The sequence below is a fragment of the Oscillatoria sp. FACHB-1407 genome (assembly GCF_014697545.1).
In the GTDB taxonomy this organism is placed as follows: Bacteria; Cyanobacteriota; Cyanobacteriia; order Elainellales; family Elainellaceae; genus FACHB-1407.
Map to the genome: position 1 here is coordinate 138,915 of NZ_JACJSA010000001.1, position 25,802 is coordinate 164,716.

The window sequence follows — 25,802 nt, forward strand, 5'->3', positions numbered from 1 at the left end:
ATCAATTATTCATCGCGAAGGATCTATGTGTGGAATTGTTGGATTACTGATTAAAAAGCCAGAGCTACGCGATTCGCTAGGGGAACTGATGGTGCCTATGCTAATCGGTATGAGCGATCGCGGCCCTGACTCGGCAGGATTGGCGGTGTTTACTGAAACATTGCCTGATGGCTATCGCAAATACAGCCTGTATTCGGGGGGCACTACCTTTGACTGGGCAGGATTGGGGCAAGATTGGCAAACACAATTTGGCAGCAAACCCGATTTGCAAGAGCATGGCAATCATGCCGTCCTCACGGTAGATCTATCTCCAGATCAGGTGAAACAGTGGCTTAAGACCCACTACCCTCAATTGCACTTGCTCTCAACCGGGCGCACCATTGACCTCTACAAAGATACGGGCAAACCTGCTACCGTTGCCGATCGCTACAACTTTCGCTCACTCAAAGGGACGCATCTCGTCGGGCACACCCGCATGGCAACCGAGTCAGCGGTGACTCCCGCTCACGCCCATCCCTTCACCGCAGGTGAAGATTTCTGTCTGGTACACAATGGCTCTCTTTCCAACCCTTACGAAATTCGTCGCAAGTTAGAGCCGCAAGGGATTCACTTTGAAACCGACAACGATACTGAAGCCGCCTGTCGCTACCTGGAATGGCGGATGCGCGAAGGCGATGACCTGGAAACCGCGATTCAAACTGGATTTGAAGAATTGGATGGTTTCTACACCTTCCTCATGGGGACGGCAGACAAATTAGCATTAGTGCGCGACGCCTTCGCCTGTAAACCCGCTGTCGTGGCTGAAACCGACGATTATGTGGCGATCGCCTCTGAGTTTCGATCGCTGGCTCACCTGCCTCAGGTGAAACACGCCAACATTTATGAACCCGCACCGGAGGAGATGTACGTATGGACAGTGTGATGACCCCAACCCTTAATAAAACCACCTTCGATTTAGCGCAAACTCCGCTGCGAGAAGTCAATCACTTTCTGCATCACAGTGCCGTGCATCTGGCGGATCAAACGATTGAAATTCTGAATCCGGATGGAGCACACAACATTGCCGTAGGGTTAGATGCCCCTGTAAAAGTTCAAATTCAGGGACACGTCGGCTATTACGCCGCTGGCATGAACAAACAGGCAACCGTCACCATCCATGGCAACGCAGGCCCCGGTGTGGCTGAAAACATGATGTCGGGTCTGGTGCATGTCAAAGGCTTTGCCTCCGTTTCGGCAGGCGCATCCGCCCATGGCGGCACGCTGATTATCGACGGAGACGCCAGTTTGCGTTGTGGCATTTCCCTCAAGGGAGCCGACATTATTGTGGGTGGCAGCGTCGGAAGTTTCTCCGCTTTCATGGCGCAGGCAGGACGAATGGTGATTTGCGGCGATGCTGGTGATGCGCTGGGAGACTCCCTTTACGAAGCGGTCATCTACATTCGCGGCACTATCAAATCTCTGGGTGCGGATGCTCAGATTGAACCGATGACCGAGAGCGATCGCACTGCCCTCACCGAACTTTTGGCCAAAGCAGGCTTTTCCTATAGTCCTGACGAATTCAAACGAGTTGCCTCTGCTCGACAGCTTTATCACTGGAACGCCGACGCCAATCAAGAATATTAGGGGAAAGGATAAAGGATGAAGGCTAAAGGATGAAAAAAGAAGAATGAAAAGCTCATCCATTCCACCCCCATTCCGTACAGACGCGATTAATCGCATCTCTTCTAAGTACAGACGCGATTAATCGCGTCTCTAACCCTACTCCCTTTTTACTTATGGAAAACCACAAACCCATCTACCGCGAAGAATCCTGGGGATACGATCGCCGCGCCATTCACTATATCCAGGATGCAGCCGCTCACGGACTGTACGAAATCCGGGGGTTGGGAGCAAAACGCCGACTACCCCATTTCGATGATCTGGTCTTTTTGGGAGCCTCTCTGACCCGCTACCCACTGGAGGGTTATCGGGAGAAGTGCTCTACTAAAACGGTGTTGGGCACCCGCTATGCCAAAAAACCAATTGAACTGGAGATCCCCATTACGATCGCCGGAATGAGTTTTGGTTCCCTCTCTGCCAATGTCAAAGAGGCATTAGGTTTAGCTGCAACCGAAGTGGGCACCTCGACCACTACCGGGGATGGGGGCATGACGCAGGAGGAACGCTTGTCCTCTAAAACTCTGGTCTATCAGTGTTTGCCCTCCCGCTATGGCTTTAACCCCGATGATGTGCGAAAAGCCGATGCGATCGAAATGGTAATTGGTCAAGGGGCAAAACCGGGTGGTGGCGGAATGCTCCTGGGACAAAAGATTAATCCCCGGGTTGCTGCCATGCGGACGTTACCCGAAGGGGTGGATCAGCGATCGGCGTGTCGGCATCCGGACTGGACAGGTCCCGATGATCTCACGATCAAAATTCAGGAGTTGCGCGAGTTGACAGATTGGGAGAAACCAATCTACGTCAAAGTTGGCGCATCCCGTACCTTCAATGATGTGAAATTGGCGGTTCATGCCGGAGCCGATGTGGTGGTCGTGGATGGGATGCAGGGTGGTACAGCCGCTACACAAACCGTGTTTATTGAGCATGTGGGCATTCCCACGCTGGCAGCAGTGCGTCAGGCGGTGGATGCTCTGGAAGATCTGAACATGAAAGGCAAAGTGCAACTCATTGTCTCTGGTGGCATTCGGACGGGAGCCGATGTGGCAAAAGCCCTGGCAATGGGAGCCGATGCGGTGTCGATTGGTCAGGGGGTGCTGATTGCGTTGGGGTGCAATAGCGAAACCTATATTCAAAATGGGGAGCATCTCTCTGCCGTTGAGGATTATGCGGCACTGGGCACGGCTCCTGGTGTTTGTCATCATTGCCATACGGGTAAATGTCCGGTGGGCGTGACAACGCAAGATGCCGTGTTAGAGAAACGGTTGGAACCGGAAGTCGGGGCACGTCGTGTCAGAAATTACCTCAAGACGCTCAACATGGAACTGACCACGATCGCCCGTGCCTGTGGCAAACAAAACGTGCATCACCTGGAGCGGGAAGACTTAGTCGCACTCACTGTAGAAGCCGCTGCGATGGCGCGAGTTCCGCTGGCGGGCACCGATTGGATTCCGGGTTGGCGTAACTAATTAAGGGTTTAGGGAAATCGCCGTAGCCACAGCCAGTGGGGTGGAGGCGAGTCGGAAAGCTCCCCCAGAATCAGGATTGGAGCATTGCCTTTGTCCTAATACCAATTCAATCTTTTAGAGTTACACACCTGACCCCTCCCAACCTCCCCTTGCCAAGGGGAGGTGCCGCAGGCGGTGGGGTGTAATTTTTAGCAGGAATTTCGAGAACTGGTATAAGCTTTCCAACCAAAGCTATACATGTAGTAAATGAACGGTTTGTTGGGACATTTCTCAACTTTAAACGTGATGTATTGCCTACCTTTCAGCTTCAGTACTCGGTCTTCAGCACTCAGCACTTTGCCATAGCAACTGCCAAGGCAATTGAAAACATTGAAAACAAGGGGTGTGGGGTTTCGCCCCCAGCCAAAGATTCTACTCCTGCACCTCGTTCTCACTAACCGTTTGGTTGTATAAGATAGACTAAACTCAAATAACTCTTCCTTCATTTAGAACGCTGCTCCAATTGTTTGTCGGTTGATGAGGTTAATCGTTGACACAATGCTCGAAACCCCTGGAGCACCATTGCCACCTGATTCGCGCTTTTATATTGGACGACCTCCAATTGAAGCGCAAGCGTATGTTGAAATTAGTAAACCAGGGAGCTTGATCCGCGTCCGAGGATCAAAGCGGATGGGAAAGAGTTCTCTGATGCTGCGCTTAATTGAACAGGCGATCGCGCTGGAGTATCAGACCGTCACGATTGACTTTCGAGAAGCAGATGCCGTCATTTTTGAACAACCCCACAAGTTCTTTCGCTGGCTCTGCACGTTGGTGACTCGACAATTAAAGCTGCCTTTGCAACTGGATCACTATTGGGATGAAGGCGTGGGTAGCAAGGTTAGCTGTACGTTGTATTTAGAAGGCTACATCTTACCCCAGATCAACTGTCCCCTCGTTCTCTTTTTAAACGAGGTGAGCCGAATTTTTGAATATCCTGCGATCGCCAAAGAGTTTTTACCCCTTCTGCGGTTTTGGTATGAGCAGGCGCGTCAAGCTACCGTTTGGCAACAACTGCGTCAGGTTGTTCTACACTCAACCGAAATTTATGTTGCTCTGAATTTGCATCAATCTCCCTTTAATGTCGGCTTATCACTGCAATTGCCACCTTTCACCTATAACCAGGTCATGGAACTGGCGGAGCAGTACAAGATCTTCCCAAAAACAGCCGAGGTTGAGGTTTTGTTGGCATTAACGGGAGGGCAACCCTATCTCATTCAACTGGCGTTTTACCATATCTGCGATCGCCACCTCTCCTTAAAAACAATTCTAGAAACGGCTGCCTCACCCCATGGAATTTATGGGGAGCACCTCCAGAGTCAAACGATCGCCCTACAGCAAAACCCCGACTTAATCAGAGCCTTTCAACTAGCGAATACCTCAGACGATTGGGTTGTCCTAGAACCATTACTAGCTTATCAACTAGACAGCATGGGGTTAGTGACGATGAATGGGATTCAATGTCGAGTCTCATGTCAGTTATATCGACAATACTGCAACCAATCGCATCATCTTGTATCGCAATCTAGCGAACAGCAAATTGCTCGGCTTGAGGAAGAAAACCAACGACTTCAAGCACTGGCGACAATTGACGCGCTAACGAATGTGGCTAATCGCCGCTATTTTGATAAATGCCTGCGGGAAGAGTGGTGGCGTTTGCTGCGAGACGGATCACCCATCGCTTTGATCCTGGCTGATATTGATTATTTCAAGTTATATAACGATACTCAGGGACATCAAGCAGGCGATCGCTGTTTGCAACGAGTGGCATCGGCGATGCAATCAACCTTAAAGCGGTCTGCTGATTTAGTCGCTCGCTATGGGGGCGAAGAGTTTGCAATCATTCTGCCAAACACCGATGCAATGGGGGCAATGCAAGTGGCAGAGTCTATTCGCAACACAGTCAGAGCACTGGCGATCGCTCATCCTGCAACTCAAGTTGGATCTCAAATCTCTCCTATCATCACGATGAGTCTTGGAGTTGCCAGTATGCTTCCCCATGCTCACAATGAACCATCCCAACTGATTCAAGCTGCCGATGAGGCATTGTACTGTTCAAAAACTCAGGGGCGCGATCGCGTTACGCTCAGCTCAATTCTCGCGTTTAAGTTCTAAAACTCTCTCACCTGTTTTTTATGATCTATCAGGTTGGTGGTAGTCTTCAGGTTGATGCTCTCTCTTATGTGCAACGAGCGGCTGACACTGAGTTATATCTAGCACTCCAGCAAGGCAAGCTTTGCTATGTTTTGAACTGTCGGCAAATGGGCAAATCGTCTTTGCTTGTGCAGACTCGCCATTGGCTGCAACAGGAAGGATTCCGGTGTGCTGCCATTGATATGACAACGGTTGGCAGTGAAACTGTGACACCGGAGCAATGGTATAAAGGCATTGCAACCGAGCTTTGGCGAGGCTTTCAGTTGTATGGCAAGTGGGATTTGAAAGCCTGGTGGCGTGATCAGGAAAATCTATCCGTGGTGCAAAAGCTGAGTCAACTGGTTGACGAGTTGTTGCTCAATATTTTTCCGAGCGATCGCCTGGTCATTTTTGTAGATGAGATTGATAGCATTCTCAGTCTGCACTTCTCAGTAGACGACTTTTTTGCTCTGATCCGTTACTTCTACAATGAACGAGCGATTAACCCTGCCTATAATCGCCTGACGTTTGCCATCTTTGGGGTGGCAACTCCGTCTGATCTGATTCAAGACCGCACCCGCACCCCCTTTAACATCGGCAAAGCAATTGAATTGCAGGGGTTGAAATTGGAAGATGCTCAACCCTTAATTCAAGGATTAACCCTTGCAGAGGGTGACCCACAAGCCGTGTTGCGTGCCATTATCGATTGGACAAATGGACAGCCCTTCCTGACCCAAAAACTGTGTCAACTGGTGGCAGATCTGAGCGATCGCCCATTCGAAGATTGTTTCATCTCCGCTGGCACTGAAGCTGCGTGGGTTGAGAGATTGGTGCAGGAGCACATTATTCAGAACTGGGAGATTCAAGACGAACCCGAACATCTGCGAACGATTCGCGATCGCATTGAACGCAATGGAAATCGGGCTGCCCGCCTATTGGGGGTTTATCAACAAATTCTGCAAAATGGCGAGGTTCCTCTCAATGAAAGTCGAGAACAGCAAGAACTCTTGCTGGCAGGCTTAGTTGTCAAACAACGGGATTGCTTGATTGTTAAAAACCGGATTTACGAAGCCGTGTTTGATCGAGCATGGGTAAACCAACAACTCGCGAAACTGCGTCCCTATTCTCAAAATTTGGAGGCTTGGCTTGCCTCTGATCAACAAGATGAGTCGCGACTGTTACGGGGGCAAGCCTTAGACGATGCGTTGTATTGGTCTCGCGGCAAGAGTTTAAGCAATTTAGACTATCAGTTTTTAGCAGCCAGTCAAGAACTGGATCGCCAGGAAACCCGTCGTCGATTTGAGGTCGATCGCCTCAAAGAAGTGCAACTTCGCCTTACCATTGAACAAAAAAGTGCTCGCCGACAACGAGTTTTCTTAGTGGTGCTTAGCTTCGCGCTGGCGATCGCCCTTGCCTTTGCTGGACTTGCCTCCTCCCAATATCAGCAGGCGATGAAAAATCAGCAGCTTGCTCTACAAAACGAGATTCAGGCGATCGCGACTTCCGCTAATGCGCTTCACCTCTCTGGGCGAGAACTAGAGGGACTGTTGGCAGGGTTGCGATCGCAGCACAAACTACAAAATCTGACCCAACAGCCACCAGAACTACGTCAGACAGTTGAGTTAGCACTACGACAATCGGCTTACAGGGTTACCGAGTCAAATCGGCTGCTGGGACATCAATCGGAGGTCAATGGAGTTGATTTCAGCCCTGACGGTGAACTGATTGTTTCTGGCAGTACTGACAAAACGGTTAAACTTTGGCAGCAAGACGGAGCCCTCCTCAAAACGTTGGTGGGACATACAGCCGCCGTTTGGACAACCATGTTTAGTTCCGATGGGGAGCTGATCGCCTCTTCCAGTGAAGACCAAACCATCAAACTCTGGCGACGAGATGGCACGCTGCTCAAAACCTTAACCGGACATACCTCAACCGTCTGGTACACCGACTTTAGCCCCGATGGGCAACTGTTAGCCTCAGCCTCAGCCGATGGCACCATCAAGCTTTGGAGTCGCGATGGTCAGCTTTTAAGAACCTTAGACGGACATACAGAAGGGGTAAACACCGTTGTTTTTAGCTCAGATGGCAAACAATTGATGTCTGCTGGAAATGACTCAACCATCCGAATTTGGGGAGTAGATGGAACACTTCTCAAAACGATTGAAGACCCTGATCAGGTGGTTGGCATGGCCATCTTTAGCCCCGATAATCAACAGATTATTTCTGTCGCAGACAATGGCACGCTTAAGTTTTGGAGCCGTGATGGGGCATTGTTGAAAAGCATTGATGCTCACCCGGAGGGTGCCTGGTCAGCCGAATTTAGCCCTGATGGTCGCTGGTTAGTCACGAGTGGCAATGATCAAACCATCAAGCTGTGGAATCGAGACGGTGTACTCCTCAAAACATTAGTGGGTCACACTCAAGGTATTTGGAGTGCTGTTTTTAGCCCCGATGGACAAACTATCATTTCCTGCTCGTGGGATCACACCATCCGCACCTGGCAGCTAAACAGTCCAATGTTAACAACCTTGCGCGATCACGATGACGGTGTGCGTGGTGTGGGCGTTAGTCCCGATGGTCAACTGATTGCCTCCGCCTCGTTTGACAACACCATCAAACTCTGGCGACCCGACGGCTCTCTCGTCAATACTTTGCAAGGGCATACAGGCACAGTGAATACCGTTGCCTTTAGCTCTGGCAATCCAGCGATCGCCTCTGCGGCGGACGATGCGACGGTCAGATTATGGAGCCAGGATGGGCGTTTGTTATTCACATTTGATCAGCATGAGAGCGAAGTGCAAGCCGTTGCCTTTAGTCCTGATGGTCAACTGCTGGCATCCGGTGGATGGGACAATGATGTGAAATTGTGGAAGTCAGATGGCACCTTGCTCAAAACACTAAAAGGTCACACAACAACGATCTGGTTTATCGCCTTTAGCCCCGATGGGCAATTCTTTGCTTCCGCCAGTGGTGACAGCACAGTCAAATTATGGCGACGAGATGGGTCACTGGTCGCAACACTTCAAGGACATACCTCGACTGTTTCCTCAGTCGCCTTTAGCCCTGATAGTCAGCTGCTGGCATCTGCTAGCAACGATGGAACGCTTAAGCTGTGGCGACGGGATGGCTCGCTCACGCAAACCATTGTAGGGCAGCAGAATGAGCCGCTATTGGCAGTTGCCTTCAGTTCCGATGGCAGGGTGATTGCATCGGGTTCAGAAAATGGGCTGGTGCAACTGTGGCACCTGGACGGCACACTGATCGCCACCCTGAGTGGGCATGATAACCGCATTACTGGGTTGGCATTTGATCCCAACGGACAATTTCTAGCCTCCGCCAGTCAGGATAAAACGGTCGTTCTGTGGCAACTCAACGAAGCTGTTGGTTTCGATCGCGTTTACGCTCACGCTTGCAACTGGGTTAAAAACTATTTGCAACACAGTACAGATGAAGAGGAGCGATCGCTCTGTACCCAATAACAAACTCATACCAAATTAAATTGTGGTCAAGACAAACGTCGGTAGGGGCGAGTTTTGCAGGTAATACCGATTTAATGTTTGATTGTGGCAGATCACTGGGTAGGGGCGTTTCGTGAAATACCCTTACGGAATCATGGGCAGCGAAGCCAATTCAAATTGGTATAAGCTCTTGGGTTTGTTGTCAGTAAATCGCTAAACCCGCCCCTACGAGCGTCCGCATTTGCACTAGAAACCATTTATAGCCGTAGCCACTGGGGTTCCCGTCAATTCGGGATAAGGATTTCGGCGGTTAAAACCGCCGCTATCGGAACAAAACGACCTGCGTCGGTTCGTCAAATCCGGCTTTTTCCGGAGTCCGCGTCGGCGGACTTTGCTCTAGTAGCTGCGAATTCATTCGCCGGGCTCTTAAACCGAACTGACGTTGGGTTAGGACGGGGTGCAGAGGTGGAAACCCTGGCTGGAGCGCAGCCCACACCCCCTCTGCCCTGAATAAAGGGGCGATCGCTATACCTAACAAGTCTTCGCTGTGGGCAATTGCGTTTCAACAAGTACCTCTTGAAACCCGCCCTTCTGCAAAATCTCTTCTATCAGGTGTTTGGCATTTTGATTAGCGACTTCTAGCGCGTGACTCTCACAGGCTTCAGCTCTGATTTTCTCTAACGCATCCGCTTGGGCACGTTCTTGTAGATCTAATTCTGCATTGGGACCAAACCAGCGGCGATAGTGCGCCAAAATGCTAGAGCGATTCACATCGAGGGATACATCTGTGACGTAAGGAGGCGGCAACACCACATGAATGTGGCGATCGCCCATACTCACTTCTTTGACCTGCAACTCTTTCAAATCAATCCCTGCTCGTACAGTGCCCACTCCCTCATAAACCAGATTTGTGTTGCCCACTCTCATGCCAAACAGTTTGCGATTTTGCTGGGTGACAATCGTGGCTTTAGTCGAGACATTCACCGTGGTCAGTTCGGTCATGTCTTTTAGACCGTTGATGATTAGCGATCGCACTTCTGAGGTTGCCGCAGGCTGACTCGCCCAATGCGCCTGGAGTTGTGGCACTCCAAACGCAATGAAAAGGGTTAGAGTCACAATCAGCAAAATGCCCCAAACCAGTTGAGCGATCGCCGCTTCAACCATCCGAGTCATGATAGGTTTTAAACCATTGCCAGAAGTCATCGAACCGTCCTGCCCGTGTCGTTACGTCTACGCTAGCTTAATTGGGGCGATCGCGGGTTGAATGCGCTTAAGATTCTTGGTCAAAACCATTTGTCAGGTTGCACCAGCACTCGCTAATAGCGGATTCGAGGGTCGATGTAGGCATTGAGGATGTCGATCACAATACTGGCGATCGCCACGATGATTCCAAAAAACACCATAATACCCTGCACCACGGGATAGTCGCGAAACGAGATCGCCTCATACAGACGATTGGCTAATCCTGGCCACGAGAAGGTCACCTCGGTTAAGATTGCACCACCCAACAGCGAAGCCACCGTCAACCCCAAAACGGTGATGACAGGAATCAATGCATTCTTGAGCGCGTGGGCTAACACAATGCGGGGTTCTGGAATGCCGCGTGCTCGCGCTGCTTCGACATAGTCGGCACGGAGGGTTTGCTTCAAATTTACCCGCACAATCCGCTCAAAAATGCCACTCAACAGAATGCCCAGGGTCAAACTGGGAAGAGCTAGATAATACAAACTGGTGAAAAAGGCATTGAGATTGCCCTGGAGCAAACTATCTACAAGATACAGTCCGGTTCGCACGATGGGTGGGTCTTCTGTTAAGGGAAAGCGCGTGCCAATGGGAAACCAGCGTAACTGCACTGCAAAAATTAATTGCAAAATCATGCCAAACCAATAGGTCGGCACCGCATAGGTGATGATGCCAAACAGTCTGCCTCCTGCATCCAGCGGGGTGTTAGGCTTTGAGGCGGCAAGTGCTCCAATGCTCACCCCCACTAATACTGAGACAATCATACTGAAAACGGTTAGCTCAACCGTTGCTGGAAAATATTGCTGAATGATGTGCCACACCGATTGCCCCTGAGTGGTTAGCGACGTGCCCAAATCAAACCGCAACAAGTCTCCTAAATAATGCAGATATTGCAGCCAGAGAGGAGCGTTCAATCCCAAACGTTCTCTCATGGCGGCTTTTGCCTCTTCGGGGGCGCGTGACCCCAACACCATGTCTACCGGGTCACCCGGCGTCGCTCGCAGCAACAAAAACACCAGAGTAATCAGCACCCAAATCATCAATGGGGCTAACAACAGGCGAGACAGAATGTAGTAGCGCAGAGCAACTGAGCGAGACATGGAAAATGATTAGGATGGAGTGACTTCTTATCTTACAGCCATCGTGTAGGGGCTATTCGCTCAAACACTCAATCCACGGAAGGACAGGTTTAACAAGTAGGAGTTTTGCACAGCTGCAATTCATCAAAAACTTGCGCCTACAAAGCCTCTAATTTTTCAATTTTTTCTTTTCACCCTGATAGCGAATGTATTCTGCGATAAACGCCAGAGCACCCGACGCCAGGATCAAAACAACACTGAGGGCATTAATGTCAGGCTTGACCCCGGTACGGACACGACTAAAGATCTCCATCGGCAATGTGGTGACACCACCTCCAGCCGTAAAGCTAGAAATCAGCAGGTCATCCATACTTAAGACAAACGCCAATAGGCAACCCGAGACGATCGCAGGCATCAACTCTGGCAACAAAATTTTGACAAACGCTTGCACTGGATTTGCCCCCAGGTCAAGAGCCGCCTCTTCTAAGTGGGGGTTGAGGCTTGCCAGTCGCGTCGAGATGACCAACGCGATATATGACAAACAAAAAACGATGTGGGCTGCCACCACCGTCCATAGACTTAGCGGAATGGCGACGGACGCCAGAAACACCAACGTTGCAACAGCGATTGCAATATCGGGGATAATCAGCGGCAAGTAGGACATACCCTGATATAAACCTTTACCCGGAAAGCGGTAGCGTGCCAGACCGACTGCCATCAGCGTCCCCAGGACGGCTGAAATGCCAACGGCTAAAAAGGCAACCGACAAACTATCCTGCAATGCTGACAAAATGCGCGTGTCAGCAAACATGCGTTGATACCACCGCAACGAAAACCCGCTCCATCCGGCACTGAAAGGCGAGTCGTTGAAGCTGTAAAACGCCAACACCAGCACCGGGAGATACATAAACACAAACATTAGCAGCGTCACGATGAGCTGCCAGGAGAGCCGGAGTTGAAGTTTTTTAGATTTGGATGCTTCCATGGACTAAAAATCCTCTGCCTTTTGATCGCCATATTTAATCAGCAGGGCGATCGAGATACTAACCGCCAAAATTAAAATCATACTGAGGCTAGAGCCAAATCCCCAGTTGCGCGTCGCGCCGAGAAACTGGTTGTAGATCAGGCGTGCCATCGTCATACTCGAAGCTCCGCCCAACAGTTCCGGCACAACGAACTCTCCCAGGCTAGTGATAAACACCAGCAAACACCCAGCCGCAATCCCCGATAAAGTTTGGGGCACAGTCACCTTCCAAAAGGCTTGCTGGGGGCTAGCCCCCAAATCGGCTGCCGCTTCTAACAGTCGCTTATCCAGCTTCTCTAGCGACGCATAAAGGATCAGCACCATGTAGGGCAAAAAGTTGTAGGCTAAGCCAATCATCACCGCTGCCTGACGATTGAGCAAGTCCAGCGTAGGCAGGTGAATCGCAGTCAGAACCGAGTTAAGCACCCCACTGGGGCGCAGAATTGTGATCCAGGCATAAGACCGCAGCAACGAAGACGTCCACAGCGGTAAAACAAAACTCACCAGCAAGAGATTTTGCCAACGTTTGGGTGCCATGAGGGCAATCCAGTAGGCAACGGGGAAGCCCAGTACCAGACAGATGAGAGTACTGACGATCGCAAAAAATACCGATCGCCCGATCACCCACAAATAAACCGATTCAAATGCTTTGACATAATTTCCTAATCCGTAGCCATCTACAGGTTGCCCCGGACGCAGGTCGGGATGCAGGCTAATGTCAAGAATCAGCAGAGTGGGAATCACCAATAAACACAGGAGCCAGATTCCGGGTGGTCCCAAGAGCACCGTCGGCTCAATCAAGCGTGACAATCGCCGCTTCCACACCGAGTCAGAAGGGGGGGCGATCGGAGCAGGAGTGATCGGGGCAGAGGTAGACATAGGCTAGGTTAGACACGGATTGAGTCACGCAAGATTGAGCCATTCACCAGTCAGGTTATGCGCTCGTGAGTTGAGTCCAGAGGCGATCGTACAATTCGATCGAATCTCCCACATTACTTAATGGCTCACACTTAGCCAGAGTAGCATCGGGTGGAAACAGACTGGGATCTTCTTTTAACGCTGACGGCAGTGCATCAAAGGTTTGTTTGTTAGGAGTGGCAAATTTCAGTCGTTCCACAACTTGAGTCGAGTTCTCAGGGCTGAGGATATAGTTCATCCACTCATAGGCAGCATCCACATTAGGAGCCGACTTAGGAATCACCACCGTATCACCCCAGACTGTCGCACCACTAGCGGGCACTACATACCTGAGCTTATCATTCGCACTCATAGCGTCGATCGCATCCACCGAATAGGCATGTGCCATCACCAAATCGCCCACGACCAACTGATCGCGCCACGCATCTGTTGTAAACGCATTGATCGCAGGCTTCAATTCTGCCAATCTTTCGTAAGCCTCCTGAATCTCCGCCTCATCGGTAGTGCTGTTGGAATAGCCCAACGATTTGAGCACCGCCCCAAATACCTCCCGGACATCATTGAGCATCGTCATTTTGCGGGACAGTTGCTCTTGCTCTTCCCACAGATATTCCCAATCCTCAGGGGCAGGGTCGAGTACCTCCGAGTTGTAGACCAACCCCGTCGTTCCCCAGGCAAAGGGATAGCTGAACCTGTTTTCGGGGTCATAGGGTGGGCTTTGCCATTGCTCAATCAAAGTATCGGTGCTGGGCAGGCGAGATTTGTCTAACTCCGTTAGCAGGTCTAACTCGATCATCTGCTCCACCATGTAGTCAGAGGGATAGATGATGCTGTAGGCACTGCCTCCACCCGCCTGCATCTTTGCCAGCATGGTTTCGTTGGAGTCGTAAATGTCAGCGACTACTGTAATGCCTGTTTTACTCTCAAAGTCTTTTAATAAAGCATCATCAATGTAACTCGACCAGGAGTAGACATGCAGTGTATTGTCCCCCGTAGGACTTCCAGTTGCAGCAGCAGGACTGGCTTCAGGGGAAGCTCCTGAATCGGTGATGTTACGAGCACAATTCGCTAGAAGGGTTCCTGACAACGCTGCCGTTGATAGCTGTAAAAAGCGTCGTCTGCTGGCAGACCAATAGCGTGATTGTCCGGACAAAGACAATCGAGTTTTTCGTGGATTTATAGAGGGCATTACTCTCTCCTAAAACTTGCGTCGAAAGAAAAACAACACTAAAAATAGATAAGACTAGCCTGGTCGCTACTCTATCGACAGGGTTTCATGGCTAACCCTGAGTCATTACACAGAAGTGCCTTGAGGGAAATCATTGGAGCTATACCTCCAGTGATGGTATGCCAATGTTTCATTGAGAGTTGTTGACTGCGATACTTCACGTTACAGAAATGCGTGCAGCTTCAGGCAGTCAAAGCCAGACAATCTGTTGCAGCCCAATAGACATAAATCTGTGTATGGGGGTCAGGCAAATTCTCTATACGGTTGGGTTGCATCACCGTCAAACAATCACCTGACGGCAATTCAACAACATAGTGAACGTGAGTGCCCAAATACATCGTGTGCTTTAAGCGTCCCTCAAAGCAGTTCACAGCATGGCTGGGCTGGTCAAGGCTGACATGAATTTTTTCTGGTCGAATACTAACAACGACCTGGCGCACACCAGACCCATCCAGCAACTCTGTATTTTTCACCAAAATCTTGAGTCCTTGATTAGTCGTGACGTACAGCGTGGATGGATCAAACGGATCAGCCGCTTCGATGCGTCCCTGAAACAGATTGGTATCCCCAATAAAATCGGCAACAAATGGGGTTTGAGGAAATTCATAAATTTCGCTGGGGCTACCAACCTGCTCTAACCGCCCCTCATTCATGACGGCAATGCGATCGGACAGACTCAGGGCTTCCTCTTGATCGTGTGTCACCATTACAAAGGTCAGCCCCAGTTCCTGGTGTAAGTTGGACAACTCAACCTGCATCTCTTTCCGCAGTTTTAAGTCCAACGCGCCTAACGGCTCATCCAACAACAACACGGCTGGGCGGTTGACGAGGGCTCGTGCCAGAGCAACCCGCTGTTGTTGCCCACCCGAAAGCTGACTCGGATAGCGACGGGCAAACGAATCCATCTTGACAAGCTGCAATGCCTCTTTAACCTGATCGTGAATCTCGCCTTTACTCAATTTTTTGATTCGTAGCCCAAATGCAACGTTATCCCACACGGTCATATGGTTAAACAGGGCATAGCTCTGAAACACGGTATTGACCGGACGACGATAGGGCGGTGTGTGCGTCATGGACTGCCCCCGAATCAAAACCTCTCCTGCGGTTGGTTCTTCAAACCCAGCAATGAGGCGCAGAGTGGTGGTTTTACCACAGCCAGAGGGACCCAAGATGCTAAAAAATTCACCCTGACGAATGCTGAGATCGATGCCCCTAACGGCTGTCTCACCATTAAACACCTTAAATACTTTTCGCAGTTCGACGTCCAATTTGACGTCCACCTCGGAGGTTAATCGATCTTGGGTAACGGTCTGAGACATCGGCGGTTCCTAATCAGTTCCCAGTGCTGTGTGCTATCTAACCATTTTGGTTAGTTATTAGAAACGTTTCGTCAAACAGGATACAGGTCTGCATTTTGACCTATAGCATAACCCAACTAGTACAAGTCGTGGTATCCGTGTAATGGTTTGGGGTTCGAGATGCACCCAATCCTTATGTCAGTAGGTTGTCAGCCCTGGCTTTGAGGGATGTGATCAAGATTGGGGATCATTAAAAGTTCGTAATGTCAAAACTGGCTGTAGACTAATTAGGTATTTTGTCTTAGCACACGCGAGGACTGGTCACACACCATTTATGGCGTTAATTCACTATTCCCCTCCGAATTCTCAGGCGATCGCCCAGCAACCTAACGCTCGCACTGTAGGACGCAAGTACCAGTCTCTCATCGTCATGCTGATCGTGACATTGACCCTGGGAGGCGGCATCGGCAGTCGTCTAGCCTATCTGCAATTGGTGAAAGGTGAACAAAACCGCCAACTGGCAGACAACAATCGGATTCGCTTGATTCCTCGGCAACCGGAACGGGGCAAGATTTTAGACCGAGAAGGCAGAATTCTGGCGGGTAGCCGTCTTTCCTATGCGGTGTTTTTGTGGCCTATTGCCAACCGCGAAGGAGAATGGCGACCGATCGTGCAGCGGCTCTCAAAAATTCTCAACATCCCCGAAGAAGACATTCGTAGCCGTCTGGAGCAAGCGGGATACACCTCTCCTAGCCTGTTGCGGATCGCGAGGGGCATTAGCCCTGCACAGGTCACGGCTCTGGCCGAGTTTAGTCAGGAACTCAAGGGCGTGCAGGTCGAAGCAGAAGCGGTGCGAAACTATCCCAACGGAGATTTGGCAGCTCATGTGCTGGGTTATACGGGGGAAATGAGCGACGAGGATCTGGAGCGTTATCGCGATCAGGGCTATCGTCTGGGAGATGTAATTGGTCAGATGGGGGTTGAGTCTGCATTTGAGCCTCAATTGCGAGGGGAGTGGGGCGGTCAACAGGTCGAAGTGGATGGCATGGGACGAGTGCTGCGAGTGTTGGGTGAAAAGCCTGCCAGAGCTGGGCAAGACGTACATTTAACCATTGACCTGAATGTCCAACGGGCAGCAGAGATTGCCTTGGGCGATCGCAAAGGAGCCGTTGTCGCGATCGATCCACGCAATGGCGCAGTGTTAGCCATGGTCAGTCGTCCAGCGTTTGACCCCAACCTGTTTTCTACCCACATCACCGACGAGCAATGGCAACAGTTACAAAGCCTTAACTATCCCTTTGTCAACCGGGCACTCCAGGGCTATCCTCCCGCCAGCACATTTAAGATTGTCACTACCGCAGCGGCGATCGAGTCCGGTAGCTATTCACCCAACACCGTCCTACCCACCTACCCCTTTGTTGAAGTGGGGGGTATTCAGTTTTGGGATTGGAACCGAGCCGGGTTTGGTCCCCTCGACTTCACAGGCGCAATGGCATGGAGTAGCGATACCTTTTTCTATCAAACGGCTCTCCGCATGGGGGGCGAGAACCTGATTCAATGGACTCGACGCTTTGGCTTTGGTCAAAAAACCGGAATTGAGATCGCCAGTGAAGAATCTCCTGGCTTGGTGCCCGATGAAGCCTGGAAGCTAGAGAACTTGAATGAACCCTGGTATGTCGGCGATACGGTCAATATGTCGATTGGTCAGGGCTATATGCAGGCAACTCCGTTGCAAGTGGCTGTGATGTTTGCAGTTACGGCTAACGGGGGTTACTTAGTCAAACCTCACCTATTGCGAGACAACGTAGAGGCGCGGAACTGGCGGGAGCCGATTAATATTAGCCCTGAAACCATGCGGATCTTGCAGGAAGGACTGCGGGAGGTAATCACCAGTGGCACCGGGAAAGCCCTGAATGTGACTACATTGCCTGAGCCTTCCGGCAAGAGTGGCACGGCTGAAGACCCACCCCGACTCTCCCATGCCTGGTTTGGTGCCTATGCCCCCACTAACAACCCTGAGATTGTGGTTGTGGCATTCGCTGAAAACAGCGGCGGTGGTGGTGGTAAAGTGGCAGCCCCGATCGCCCGGCAGGTTCTAGAGGCTTACTTTAATGGCACTATACCGACTCAACAGGCACAACAGGAGTCCGTTACATCTGATTAGGTAATGATTAGGAATGGAAATTAAATAAGTTCGGTATTTGGTAGGGGCGGGTTTTGCTGTCAAATCTATAACACGGCACAGATAGGTCTGCTAAACCCGCCCGTACAGTTTGCGGATTTATTAAATTCACAATCCGTTAGGAGATGGGGAATGGGGAATGGAGAGTCGGGAGTAAAGGGTAGTCCTACGTCTCATCCTTTATCCTTCTATCCTCTTTTTTCTGCCTTCTTTCCTCTGATTTTCCCTCATCCTCCACTCACAGGTGGAATCAAAACAACCTCATCTCCTGTTTGTAAAACGGTGTTGGGTTCCACAAATTGCAAATTGACCCCAAACCGGGTCAAGTCACGCCACTGTTCTAACGCTGGGTGCTCTGCAATGAGGCGATCGCGCACCTCAGCGACCGTTGCTCCCACTGGAAGATGCAACACCAGGTCAGACACTCCATAGGCATCTTGGTAGGCTGCAAACAGTTTGACGGTGATTTCGATAGTTGATGAGTTAGGGGTCATTGGTCAGGGGTCAATCGTCAATCGTCAGGGGTCAATCGTCAATTGTCAGGGGTCAATCGTCAATTGTCAGGGGTCAATCGTCAATCGTCAGGGGTCAATCGTCAATCGTCAGGGGTCAATCGTCAATCGTCATTTGAAATCGCAGCTATGGGAGCAAAACCTGCCGACGCGGGTTACAGAAAACCAGATGCGTCTAGTCCGCCCAGGCGGACTTCGATCGGATAGGCGCGAATTTAATTCGCCAGCCACAGCACAGAATACCAAGAGTTTCAGAAGTTTTGTCAGTCAATCAACTCCTCTACTCCTCCACTCCTCTACCCATTCTCAAGACGGATGAACTCTCAGTCTAGGAAAAACACTGTAGACAGGAAACCAAATGGGACTAACCCCAAAAAATGGAGGATCAATCATGGTATCTACAGCAAATGGGCAAACTCGCGCTGTTAGCAACTTAGAGTATGATTTGCTGACTGTTTTGCAGAACAAAGCAGAAGCTCTCAAAGCTTACGAAAGCTATATTCAAGACGCTCAAGAGATGCAATCTCAACCCTGCGTGGAGCTATTCCAGAAGTTGCAACAGGCTGAAATGCAGCAAGCACAAGAGATCCGCCAGCATCTCCAGGAAGTAATGCAAAAGGGCAAGATGTAATTCTCATGCCTCAAGGTTTTATGTCTTAACAAACAATCCCCTCTCTCTGAGTCCAGAAGGAGGGGATTTTGTTTCTTAACCTATTCTTCACCGCCCTGCAACTTGAGCAGCAAGAAGCCTAAACCTAAGCCCACTAAAATGAGGCTAAAGGATAAAACCGCGGCGTTAAGAAGTTCAGTATTCATTACGCGATTACTCCGCATTCAATGTTAAAACAAGCGGAAAGCCTGCATAACGTATTCTAAAGCAGTTTAGTGTCCAGTCTTTGACAGAGTTTGAGTGAAATTATTGTGCAACAACCCACTGTGCAACAACCAACCCAACATTTAACTGACACAGCACTCGATCGATCGCCTCGTCCACAGATTGCAATCGCCCTTGGAGATCCGGCAGGGATTGGACCTGAAGTTATTCTCAAAGCCCTGGCTAACCCTGCGCTGACCTCTGAATGCGATATTACGATCGTGGGTAGCTCTAGCGTGTTGCAACACACCTACGATCGCCTCAAGCAAATTCCCCATCTGGTTCACTATCCGCTGCCCAGACCCGATCTGCTTCACGTTTTGGAAGTTGAGGTTGATGAAGAGACGCTTCAAGGAATTATGCCCGGAAAAGGCAATGCTGCCAGTGGTGAGGCAAGTTTCCGCTATTTAGAAACCGCGATCGCAGGCGCATTGAATGGGGATTTTCATGGTATTGTCACGGCTCCCATCGCCAAGTCAGCGTGGCACGCCGCTAAACACTTTTATCCGGGGCAGACGGAGCTATTGGCTGAACGAGCCGGGATAGATCGGTTTGGCATGTTGTTTGTGGCGCGATCGCCCCACACCAATTGGACTCTGCGAACCCTTTTAGCCACCACTCACATCTCCCTGCGGCAGGTACCCGACGCTCTGACCCCTGACCTGATGACCCTCAAACTCGAACTGCTGATAGCTACCCTGGCTCAAGACTTTGGCATCACTACCCCCCGGATTGCGATCGCCGGATTGAATCCTCACAGCGGTGAACAGGGGCAACTGGGACAGGAAGAAGTGGATTGGCTAATTCCCTGGATCAAAAACATGGGCGATCGCTTTCCCAATGTTCGCCTGGATGGCCCCATTCCCCCTGATACGATGTGGGTGCGTCCAGGTCAGGCGTGGCATGGTTCTGCGGCACAGGTTAACGCCCACGATGGTTACCTGGCTTTGTATCACGATCAGGGGTTAATTCCCGTTAAGCTTCTGGCGTTTGATCAGGCCGTCAACACGACTATCGGTCTACCCTTTATTCGGACTTCCCCCGATCACGGCACCGCGTTCGACATCGCCGGACGGGGAGTTGCCGATGCGGCGAGTATGCAGTCTGCCCTGCAACTGGCAGTGGAGTTGGTTCGACAGAGAATGAGGAGTCGGGAGTCGGGAGTCGGGTGATGGGGTAAAGGTCACTGTTAGTTGGCGATCGCCCAGAGCCGTGTCTAAATCCTTTCTTGTTTTATCCTTTATCCTTTATCCTTCATCCTTTATCCTTCATCCTTCATCCTTTATCCTTCATCCTTCATCCTTCATCCTTTATCCTTCATCCTTTATCCTTCATCCTTCATCCTTCATCCTTTATCCTTCATCCTTCATCCTTCATCCTTTATCCTTTATCCTTCATCCTTCATCCTTCATCCTTTATCCCCTCCAACACATACGTCTTCGCCAGAGGTGCCAGTTTGTCCTCTAACGCAGCAATGACAGCGCGATCGCCCTCTGACCACACTCTGGGTTCTCCAAACACAGCGGGTTGCAAAATCCCCCACAGTTGCTCGTCTTGCCGTAAATGGGCGTGAATGAGTGCCCGATGCCCAAAATATTTGCGCTCAAACTCTCGATTCAACACGGTGGCATCGGCAGTTTCCACATCTTCAACGTAAACAGAGGGTTTGCCATTGAGAGCAGCGGCAAAGAGGGGATCTTCTTTTTCCCACTCATCCTCTTGTCGCCACTGATATTCCGTCATATCGGGCACATCAGGCTTGCGTCGCCAACAATATGCCACCTTACCTATGCGAGTGGAGGGATTGCGCAGCATCAAAAAACAGCGATCGCATTGCAACACCTCACACAGCGGCGGCAACAACGCTGAGAAAATAGCATCTGGTTTGTGATGTTGGTCAAAAACGACTTGCAATGCAGAAGGAAGCTGGGACATAGGGATGCGGGTTTTGGATTTTAGATTTGCAATTTAGGATATAGCCGAAGCCACTTGGGTTAGGACGGGGTGCAGGGGTGGAACCCCTGGCTAAGGGCGCAACCCTCACACCTCCTCTGCCCTCAATGAAGTGGCGATAGCTATATATTTCGCTAAAGCGTGAATTTGAATCAGGTGTCAATCCTCCGGTGTGAAACCGTTTGCCGTCAATCACTCGTGAGTTGCAATTTTGCTGACGCTGCCCCTCAAAACCCAAAATCCAAAATCTCAAAATCCAGAATAGGATGAACCATGTCTTGCGCCTTTACCAATTTCCTCCCTGATTCCTATTGACGATCGCCCTCTTATGTCCGATTATGTTCACCTATTTACAGCTTTCGTATTGCGATCGTCTGACCCCAGCCTTTATGGTGATTTTTTAATTTGTAATGAGCAAGGAGAGATCTGAGGTTGAGCGATCGATCTGAATTGATGCAAGAGCAAGCCTGGGAGTTGCTCGAAAACTCTATTCTGTACTATCAGGGGCAACCGATTGGCACGATCGCCGCCCGTGATCCAGACGGTGAAGCACTCAATTACGACCAGTGTTTCATCCGAGATTTCATCTCATCGGGGTTGCTCTTTTTAATCAAAGGTAGACCTGAAATCGTCCGAAATTTTCTAGAAGAAACACTCAAACTTCAACCTAAAACTGGGCAACTCGACTCCTCAAAGCCCAGTCGTGGGTTGATGCCTGCTAGCTTTAAAATTCAGACGATTGATCAATACGAATACCTCAAGCCAGATTTTGGAGATTACGCGATCGGACGGGTTGCCCCAGCAGACTCCGGCTTATGGTGGATTATTCTCCTGAGAGCGTATGTCATCGCCACCCAGGACACTGATCTTGTGCATCGAGCCGACTTTCAAGAAGGGATTCGGCTCATCCTAGAACTCTGTCTGGTCGTCCGCTTTGATATGTATCCGATGGTGCTGGTGCCTGATGCTGCCAGCATGATCGATCGCCGCATGGGCTTGTATGGGCACCCCCTTGACATTCAATCGTTGTTTTATACCGCTTTGAGAGCTAGCCTTGAGCTTTTGTTGCCCAATGCTGACAATCAAAACATTTTGCAAGCAGTACGTCGTCGTCTTCCACCATTGCTTAAACAACTACGAGAAAACTATTGGATCGACCCCGAACGCTTGAATGTCATTTACCGTTACCGCGTTGAGGAATACGGCGAAGAAGCTCTCAACCAATTCAATATCTTCTCAGACTCCATTCCCTTTTATCGGTTGGCAAAATGGCTGCCAGAAGCAGGAGGCTACCTTGCTGGCAATTTAGGTCCATCTCAACTTGATACCCGCTTTTTTGCCATTGGCAACTTGATGGCGGTCATTACCTCGCTGACAGATGAGTATCAATCGCACTGTATTCTCAATGTCGTTGAACTGCGATGGAACGATCTAATCGGTCAAATGCCAATGAAGCTATGCTTTCCGGCATTGGAAGACTCCGATTGGAAAACCGTAACCGGAGCCGATCCGAAAAACCGCCCCTGGTCTTATCACAATGGCGGAAGTTGGCCTGTCTTGCTGTGGATGCTGGCAGCAGCAGCGAAAAAGATGGATCGGGGGGAACTGGCACTCCATGCGATCGCGATCGCTGAACGACGGCTTGTCTTAGATCAGTGGCCGGAATATTATGATGGTCCTGATGGTCGCCTAATTGGTAAGGAAGCCCGACGCTTTCAAACCTGGACAATCACTGGCTACTTACTCACAAAAGAGTTGGTGAAGAATCCTGGTCATCTTAAACTACTGACCTTTGAAGATGAGGGATGAAAGCACACTCCAACACTCTCATTTCTGCATTACCTGGGGGAACCGCTCCACCAAAAACGGCAAAACCGGACAGGGATTTTTTGCCTCCAGGTTCTCAGGGTTGCTCCAGGTGAAGGGGGCTTTGCGTTCTGCTGCCATCCACAGCAGGCGTTTAGCACGGGTCATCGCGACGTAGAGCAACCGAAATTCCTCTGCCATTTGCAAATATTCTGCCTGGTGCCATGCTGTCTCCCCACCCGGAATCGGTTGCCTGTGAATGTAGGCGCGGATCTGGGCGCGTGCTACTTCTGACAAGCCAAAATCGCCCAGAAACTGGATCTGGGGGGGCAAGCGACGACGACCCGGAATGGATTGATCATTCAGAAATGGGATAAAGACAAAATCCCAATCCAGCCCTTTGGCTTTGTGCATCGTGATGATGGTGACTTGCTTCGAGCGGGTATATTGCGCCTCGGCATCGTCGGTTTCGACATTAGAAAACCGTTCCGATCGCACCACTTCTGCCAAAGCATCAAGCATATTACTCATCGACTGGCGATCGCTCGTCTGTTGACTGATCCGCTCCGCCAATTTGTCAGCGGTGGCAAGTTCAGTCTGGTCATATTTCAGAGTCAATGCCAGAAATGAGATCAGTTGATATTGGGGCAATTCTAACCGGGCGCGCAACAGAGCCGTGCAGTAACGGCGAGCCAGGGCGATCGCTTCTGTTTGGGGCACTTCCAGCGGACCCGGATACAAAAACTGTTCGGGTTCAGCGGTCAGGGCATTGAGGTCTTGCGTCGGTATCAGTTGCCGATCGACCAATACTTTGAGAGCCGCTTTGAGATTGTCGGGGGAGTGGGGGCGATCAAGAAATTGCAACAACGCCAGGATCTCACCAGGAACATGGGAGTGGCGATCGCGCTGTCCGACATCGTAGATCTCGATGCCCAGTTCACCCAGATTCACCCCAATCCCGTACTGTTTTGGATTTTGCAACATCTCGGCGATCGCCTTGCCCTGCCGATTTTCCCGCACTAGAATTGCCGCTCGTCCTTCTGGATAGCGGTGAAACAGATCGGCTAACCGCTGCGCCATCAACTCAACCGAATGTACAACATCCTGGGGAAAGCGAATTTCCACACCCCACCCTTCGGGATTGGGATTAGCGTCGGCTTGTGGATCACCGGGGGAAACCGGGTGAATCTCCTGGGGGCGAAATGGGGCTTGTTGTTGTGGATCTGGATCTGCGATCGCGGCTGAGTTAGCGGAAATTTTGCTCCCATAGCGATCGTTCACCCAATCCAACATCGCATTCGCTGCATCGATAATTGTTTGACTGCTGCGTCCGGCTTGATCCATCTCCGCCAACCTACCTTGAGCCTGACAGAGGTTGCAAAAGTCGCGGAAAAAGACCGGATCGGCAGGGGTAAAGGTAGAGTTAATTGCCTGGTTTGGATCGCCGACTCGTACCAGGTTTAAGGAAAGGGGATCGCCCTTTAAATCCTCCTCTGAGGGACTTTGAGGCTTCGTATTGCCCCCTAAATCCCCCAATTCTGAGGGACTTTGAAGCTCAATCCCCCCCAAGGTTGGGAGGTTAGGGGGGCGGTTGCGATCGCCCTTTAAATCCTCCTCTGAGGGACTTTGAGGAGTTGCGGAGAGGATTTCTAACAGTCGGGTCTGTAATGGGGAGGAATCTTGCGCTTCGTCTTCAAATACGGCAAAAACCTGTTCCTGCCACAACTGACGGGCACTGTCATTCTCCAACACGCGCAATGCTGCCAGGATCATGTCGTCGTAATCAATCAGGTTACGCTGTTGCAACAATGCCTGATAGTTCTCATACAGTCCGGCGGCGATCGCCAACACGTCATAATCGGTTGCCTCGTCCAACTGAGCCAACTGGGAGGAGCGCGATCGCACCTCAGTATTGATCTCGTGCAACTTGGCAGGGGGCAACCCCGAACTTTTTGCCTCGTGAATGACGGTCGTGGCTAACTCTGGCAATACTTCCGTTCGCAACACGGACTGTCGCCGCAATCGCTCACTCTCTTCTCCATCAAACTGTCGCCCTTCTAAAAGTCGCTGATAATGATGCGGGTTCGCTGCAATCCACTGTTCAACACAGGCGCGAATCAGCCGATTGTTTTGCGTTGGGGAAACTAACGTGAGGCGATCGAGACTCAAGCCCGACAAAGCCGGATGACGGGTTGCGATATTCAACGCCAACCCATGCAAGGTATAGACGGCAAATCCGGTGGTGGGTAACCCCAACTCACGCAGATAACCGCGAATTTTGGCTTTGAGGTTAGCTGCTGCCGATCGCGTGAACGTCACCAGCACCAGTTGATCGGTGGGAAGCACCTGATGCAAAATCGCTCGGAGTCGTCGTCTGGCAAGCAAGATAGCTGCGGCGATCGCCATCCCGGTAGACTTGCCTGACCCCGGCACTGCCGACACCGCCAGGGAACCGCCTTCCCAATCCGCCATTCGCAGTTGCCCCGGACGCAACTGCTGCCGCAATCGTTCAATTCCTTCAATCAGAGCAACAGGCTCGATCGCCTGTGTTTGGGTCGTTACCATTTCTTTGATTCACGCATCACCGCGAATCTGTTATGTCGCAGGATGTCTTCTCTCGTTATACCAACTATTTACGTCTTCAATAAGTTGGCTCACTGGATACTTGTCCAGAGCACATCAGGGTCTGATGAATCAATTCGCAGGTATTTGAGCTTCGTCTACGGCTTAGCCAAATGTCTGGCACGGACTAAACAAGATTCAGGGTTTGATCAGCCGATGTAGGTCGGCTTTGCTCGTATGATGCATTTTCCTGAGTGCTCGACAAAACTTCTGAACCTCTAATTCTGCCGTAGTAGCGCGTCTAGGCTAAAACGTTGGGTAAGGTGGGCAGTGCCCACCACAAAAAATTGGTTTCACTCGCGTTAAGGTACA

Annotated in this window: 20 protein-coding genes; 10 read left to right on the forward strand and 10 right to left on the reverse strand. The window is 50.6% G+C overall.

Translation table 11 applies throughout. From position 1 onward, the window contains the following. Positions 1-25: 25 nt before the first annotated feature. From H6G89_RS00570 to H6G89_RS00590, 5 genes are all read left to right on the forward strand, one after another. Entirely contained in the window at positions 26-922 is an 897-nt protein-coding gene (locus H6G89_RS00570; RefSeq protein ID WP_190503120.1) for a class II glutamine amidotransferase, read from the forward strand. Continuing rightward, entirely contained in the window at positions 910-1,623 is a 714-nt protein-coding gene (locus tag H6G89_RS00575; RefSeq protein ID WP_190503122.1) for a protein glxC, read from the forward strand. Before H6G89_RS00570 ends, H6G89_RS00575 begins: the two co-directional genes overlap by 13 nt. A gap of 152 nt (positions 1,624-1,775) precedes the next feature. Next, on the forward strand, positions 1,776-3,125 hold the full coding sequence (locus H6G89_RS00580; RefSeq protein ID WP_190503124.1) for an FMN-binding glutamate synthase family protein: 1,350 nt from the start codon (positions 1,776-1,778) through the stop codon (positions 3,123-3,125). A gap of 516 nt (positions 3,126-3,641) precedes the next feature. Next, positions 3,642-5,276 (forward strand): AAA-like domain-containing protein, encoded by a 1,635-nt coding sequence (locus H6G89_RS00585; RefSeq protein WP_190503126.1) that lies wholly within the window; start codon positions 3,642-3,644, stop codon positions 5,274-5,276. Between the two features lie 20 nt (positions 5,277-5,296). Then, positions 5,297-8,773, forward strand: coding sequence for an AAA-like domain-containing protein (locus H6G89_RS00590; protein ID WP_190503128.1), 3,477 nt, complete (start codon positions 5,297-5,299; stop codon positions 8,771-8,773). Positions 8,774-9,283: 510 nt separating this feature from the next. Here H6G89_RS00590 and H6G89_RS00595 read toward each other — a convergent pair. The 6 genes from H6G89_RS00595 to H6G89_RS00620 form a co-directional block, all read right to left on the reverse strand. After that, positions 9,284-9,925, reverse strand: coding sequence for a DUF4230 domain-containing protein (locus H6G89_RS00595; protein ID WP_190503130.1), 642 nt, complete (start codon positions 9,923-9,925; stop codon positions 9,284-9,286). A 143-nt stretch (positions 9,926-10,068) separates the two neighbouring features. Further along, positions 10,069-11,094 (reverse strand): ABC transporter permease, encoded by a 1,026-nt coding sequence (locus H6G89_RS00600; RefSeq protein WP_190503133.1) that lies wholly within the window; start codon positions 11,092-11,094, stop codon positions 10,069-10,071. 148 nt (positions 11,095-11,242) lie between these two features. Beyond that, on the reverse strand, positions 11,243-12,058 hold the full coding sequence (locus H6G89_RS00605; RefSeq protein WP_190503135.1) for an ABC transporter permease: 816 nt from the start codon (positions 12,056-12,058) through the stop codon (positions 11,243-11,245). A gap of 3 nt (positions 12,059-12,061) precedes the next feature. Continuing rightward, positions 12,062-12,976, reverse strand: a complete 915-nt coding sequence (locus tag H6G89_RS00610) for an ABC transporter permease (RefSeq protein WP_190503137.1) — start codon at positions 12,974-12,976, stop codon at positions 12,062-12,064. Positions 12,977-13,031: 55 nt separating this feature from the next. After that, complete coding sequence (locus H6G89_RS00615; protein WP_190503139.1) at positions 13,032-14,204, reverse strand: polyamine ABC transporter substrate-binding protein; 1,173 nt, start codon at positions 14,202-14,204, stop codon at positions 13,032-13,034. Between the two features lie 221 nt (positions 14,205-14,425). After that, positions 14,426-15,562 (reverse strand): ABC transporter ATP-binding protein, encoded by a 1,137-nt coding sequence (locus tag H6G89_RS00620; protein ID WP_190503141.1) that lies wholly within the window; start codon positions 15,560-15,562, stop codon positions 14,426-14,428. A 313-nt stretch (positions 15,563-15,875) separates the two neighbouring features. On the opposite strand from H6G89_RS00620, the gene mrdA reads away from it, so the two are divergent. Next, a complete protein-coding gene (mrdA, locus tag H6G89_RS00625; protein ID WP_190503143.1) occupies positions 15,876-17,705 on the forward strand; it encodes a penicillin-binding protein 2 in 1,830 nt (609 codons plus the stop codon). 245 nt (positions 17,706-17,950) lie between these two features. On the opposite strand, the gene H6G89_RS00630 is transcribed toward mrdA, so the two are convergent. Then, positions 17,951-18,217 (reverse strand): MoaD/ThiS family protein, encoded by a 267-nt coding sequence (locus H6G89_RS00630; RefSeq protein WP_190503145.1) that lies wholly within the window; start codon positions 18,215-18,217, stop codon positions 17,951-17,953. Between H6G89_RS00630 and H6G89_RS00635 the strand changes: the two genes are divergently transcribed. Next, positions 18,186-18,554 (forward strand): hypothetical protein, encoded by a 369-nt coding sequence (locus H6G89_RS00635; RefSeq protein ID WP_190503147.1) that lies wholly within the window; start codon positions 18,186-18,188, stop codon positions 18,552-18,554. The two genes, H6G89_RS00630 and H6G89_RS00635, sit on opposite strands and share 32 nt — an antisense overlap. 72 nt (positions 18,555-18,626) lie before the next feature. Then, the gene (locus H6G89_RS00640) at positions 18,627-18,866 is read left to right on the forward strand and encodes a hypothetical protein (protein WP_190503150.1); all 240 of its coding nucleotides are present in this window, start codon (positions 18,627-18,629) and stop codon (positions 18,864-18,866) included. Positions 18,867-18,946: 80 nt separating this feature from the next. On the opposite strand, the gene petM is transcribed toward H6G89_RS00640, so the two are convergent. Further along, on the reverse strand, positions 18,947-19,051 hold the full coding sequence (petM, locus tag H6G89_RS00645; protein WP_190503152.1) for a cytochrome b6-f complex subunit PetM: 105 nt from the start codon (positions 19,049-19,051) through the stop codon (positions 18,947-18,949). 120 nt (positions 19,052-19,171) lie between these two features. On the opposite strand from petM, the gene pdxA reads away from it, so the two are divergent. Continuing rightward, complete coding sequence (gene pdxA, locus H6G89_RS00650) at positions 19,172-20,281, forward strand: 4-hydroxythreonine-4-phosphate dehydrogenase PdxA (RefSeq protein WP_190503820.1); 1,110 nt, start codon at positions 19,172-19,174, stop codon at positions 20,279-20,281. A gap of 229 nt (positions 20,282-20,510) precedes the next feature. Here pdxA and H6G89_RS00655 read toward each other — a convergent pair whose 3' ends face one another. Then, positions 20,511-21,044: a GAF domain-containing protein gene (locus H6G89_RS00655; RefSeq protein WP_190503153.1), complete on the reverse strand. Its 534-nt coding sequence runs from the start codon at positions 21,042-21,044 to the stop codon at positions 20,511-20,513. A gap of 450 nt (positions 21,045-21,494) precedes the next feature. Here H6G89_RS00655 and H6G89_RS00660 point away from each other — a divergent pair, with 450 nt between their 5' ends. Next, a complete protein-coding gene (locus H6G89_RS00660; protein WP_242059769.1) occupies positions 21,495-22,871 on the forward strand; it encodes a glycoside hydrolase 100 family protein in 1,377 nt (458 codons plus the stop codon). 18 nt (positions 22,872-22,889) lie between these two features. Here H6G89_RS00660 and H6G89_RS00665 read toward each other — a convergent pair whose 3' ends face one another. Beyond that, positions 22,890-25,433, reverse strand: a complete 2,544-nt coding sequence (locus H6G89_RS00665) for an ATP-dependent helicase (RefSeq protein ID WP_190503155.1) — start codon at positions 25,431-25,433, stop codon at positions 22,890-22,892. Positions 25,434-25,802 lie beyond the last annotated feature (369 nt).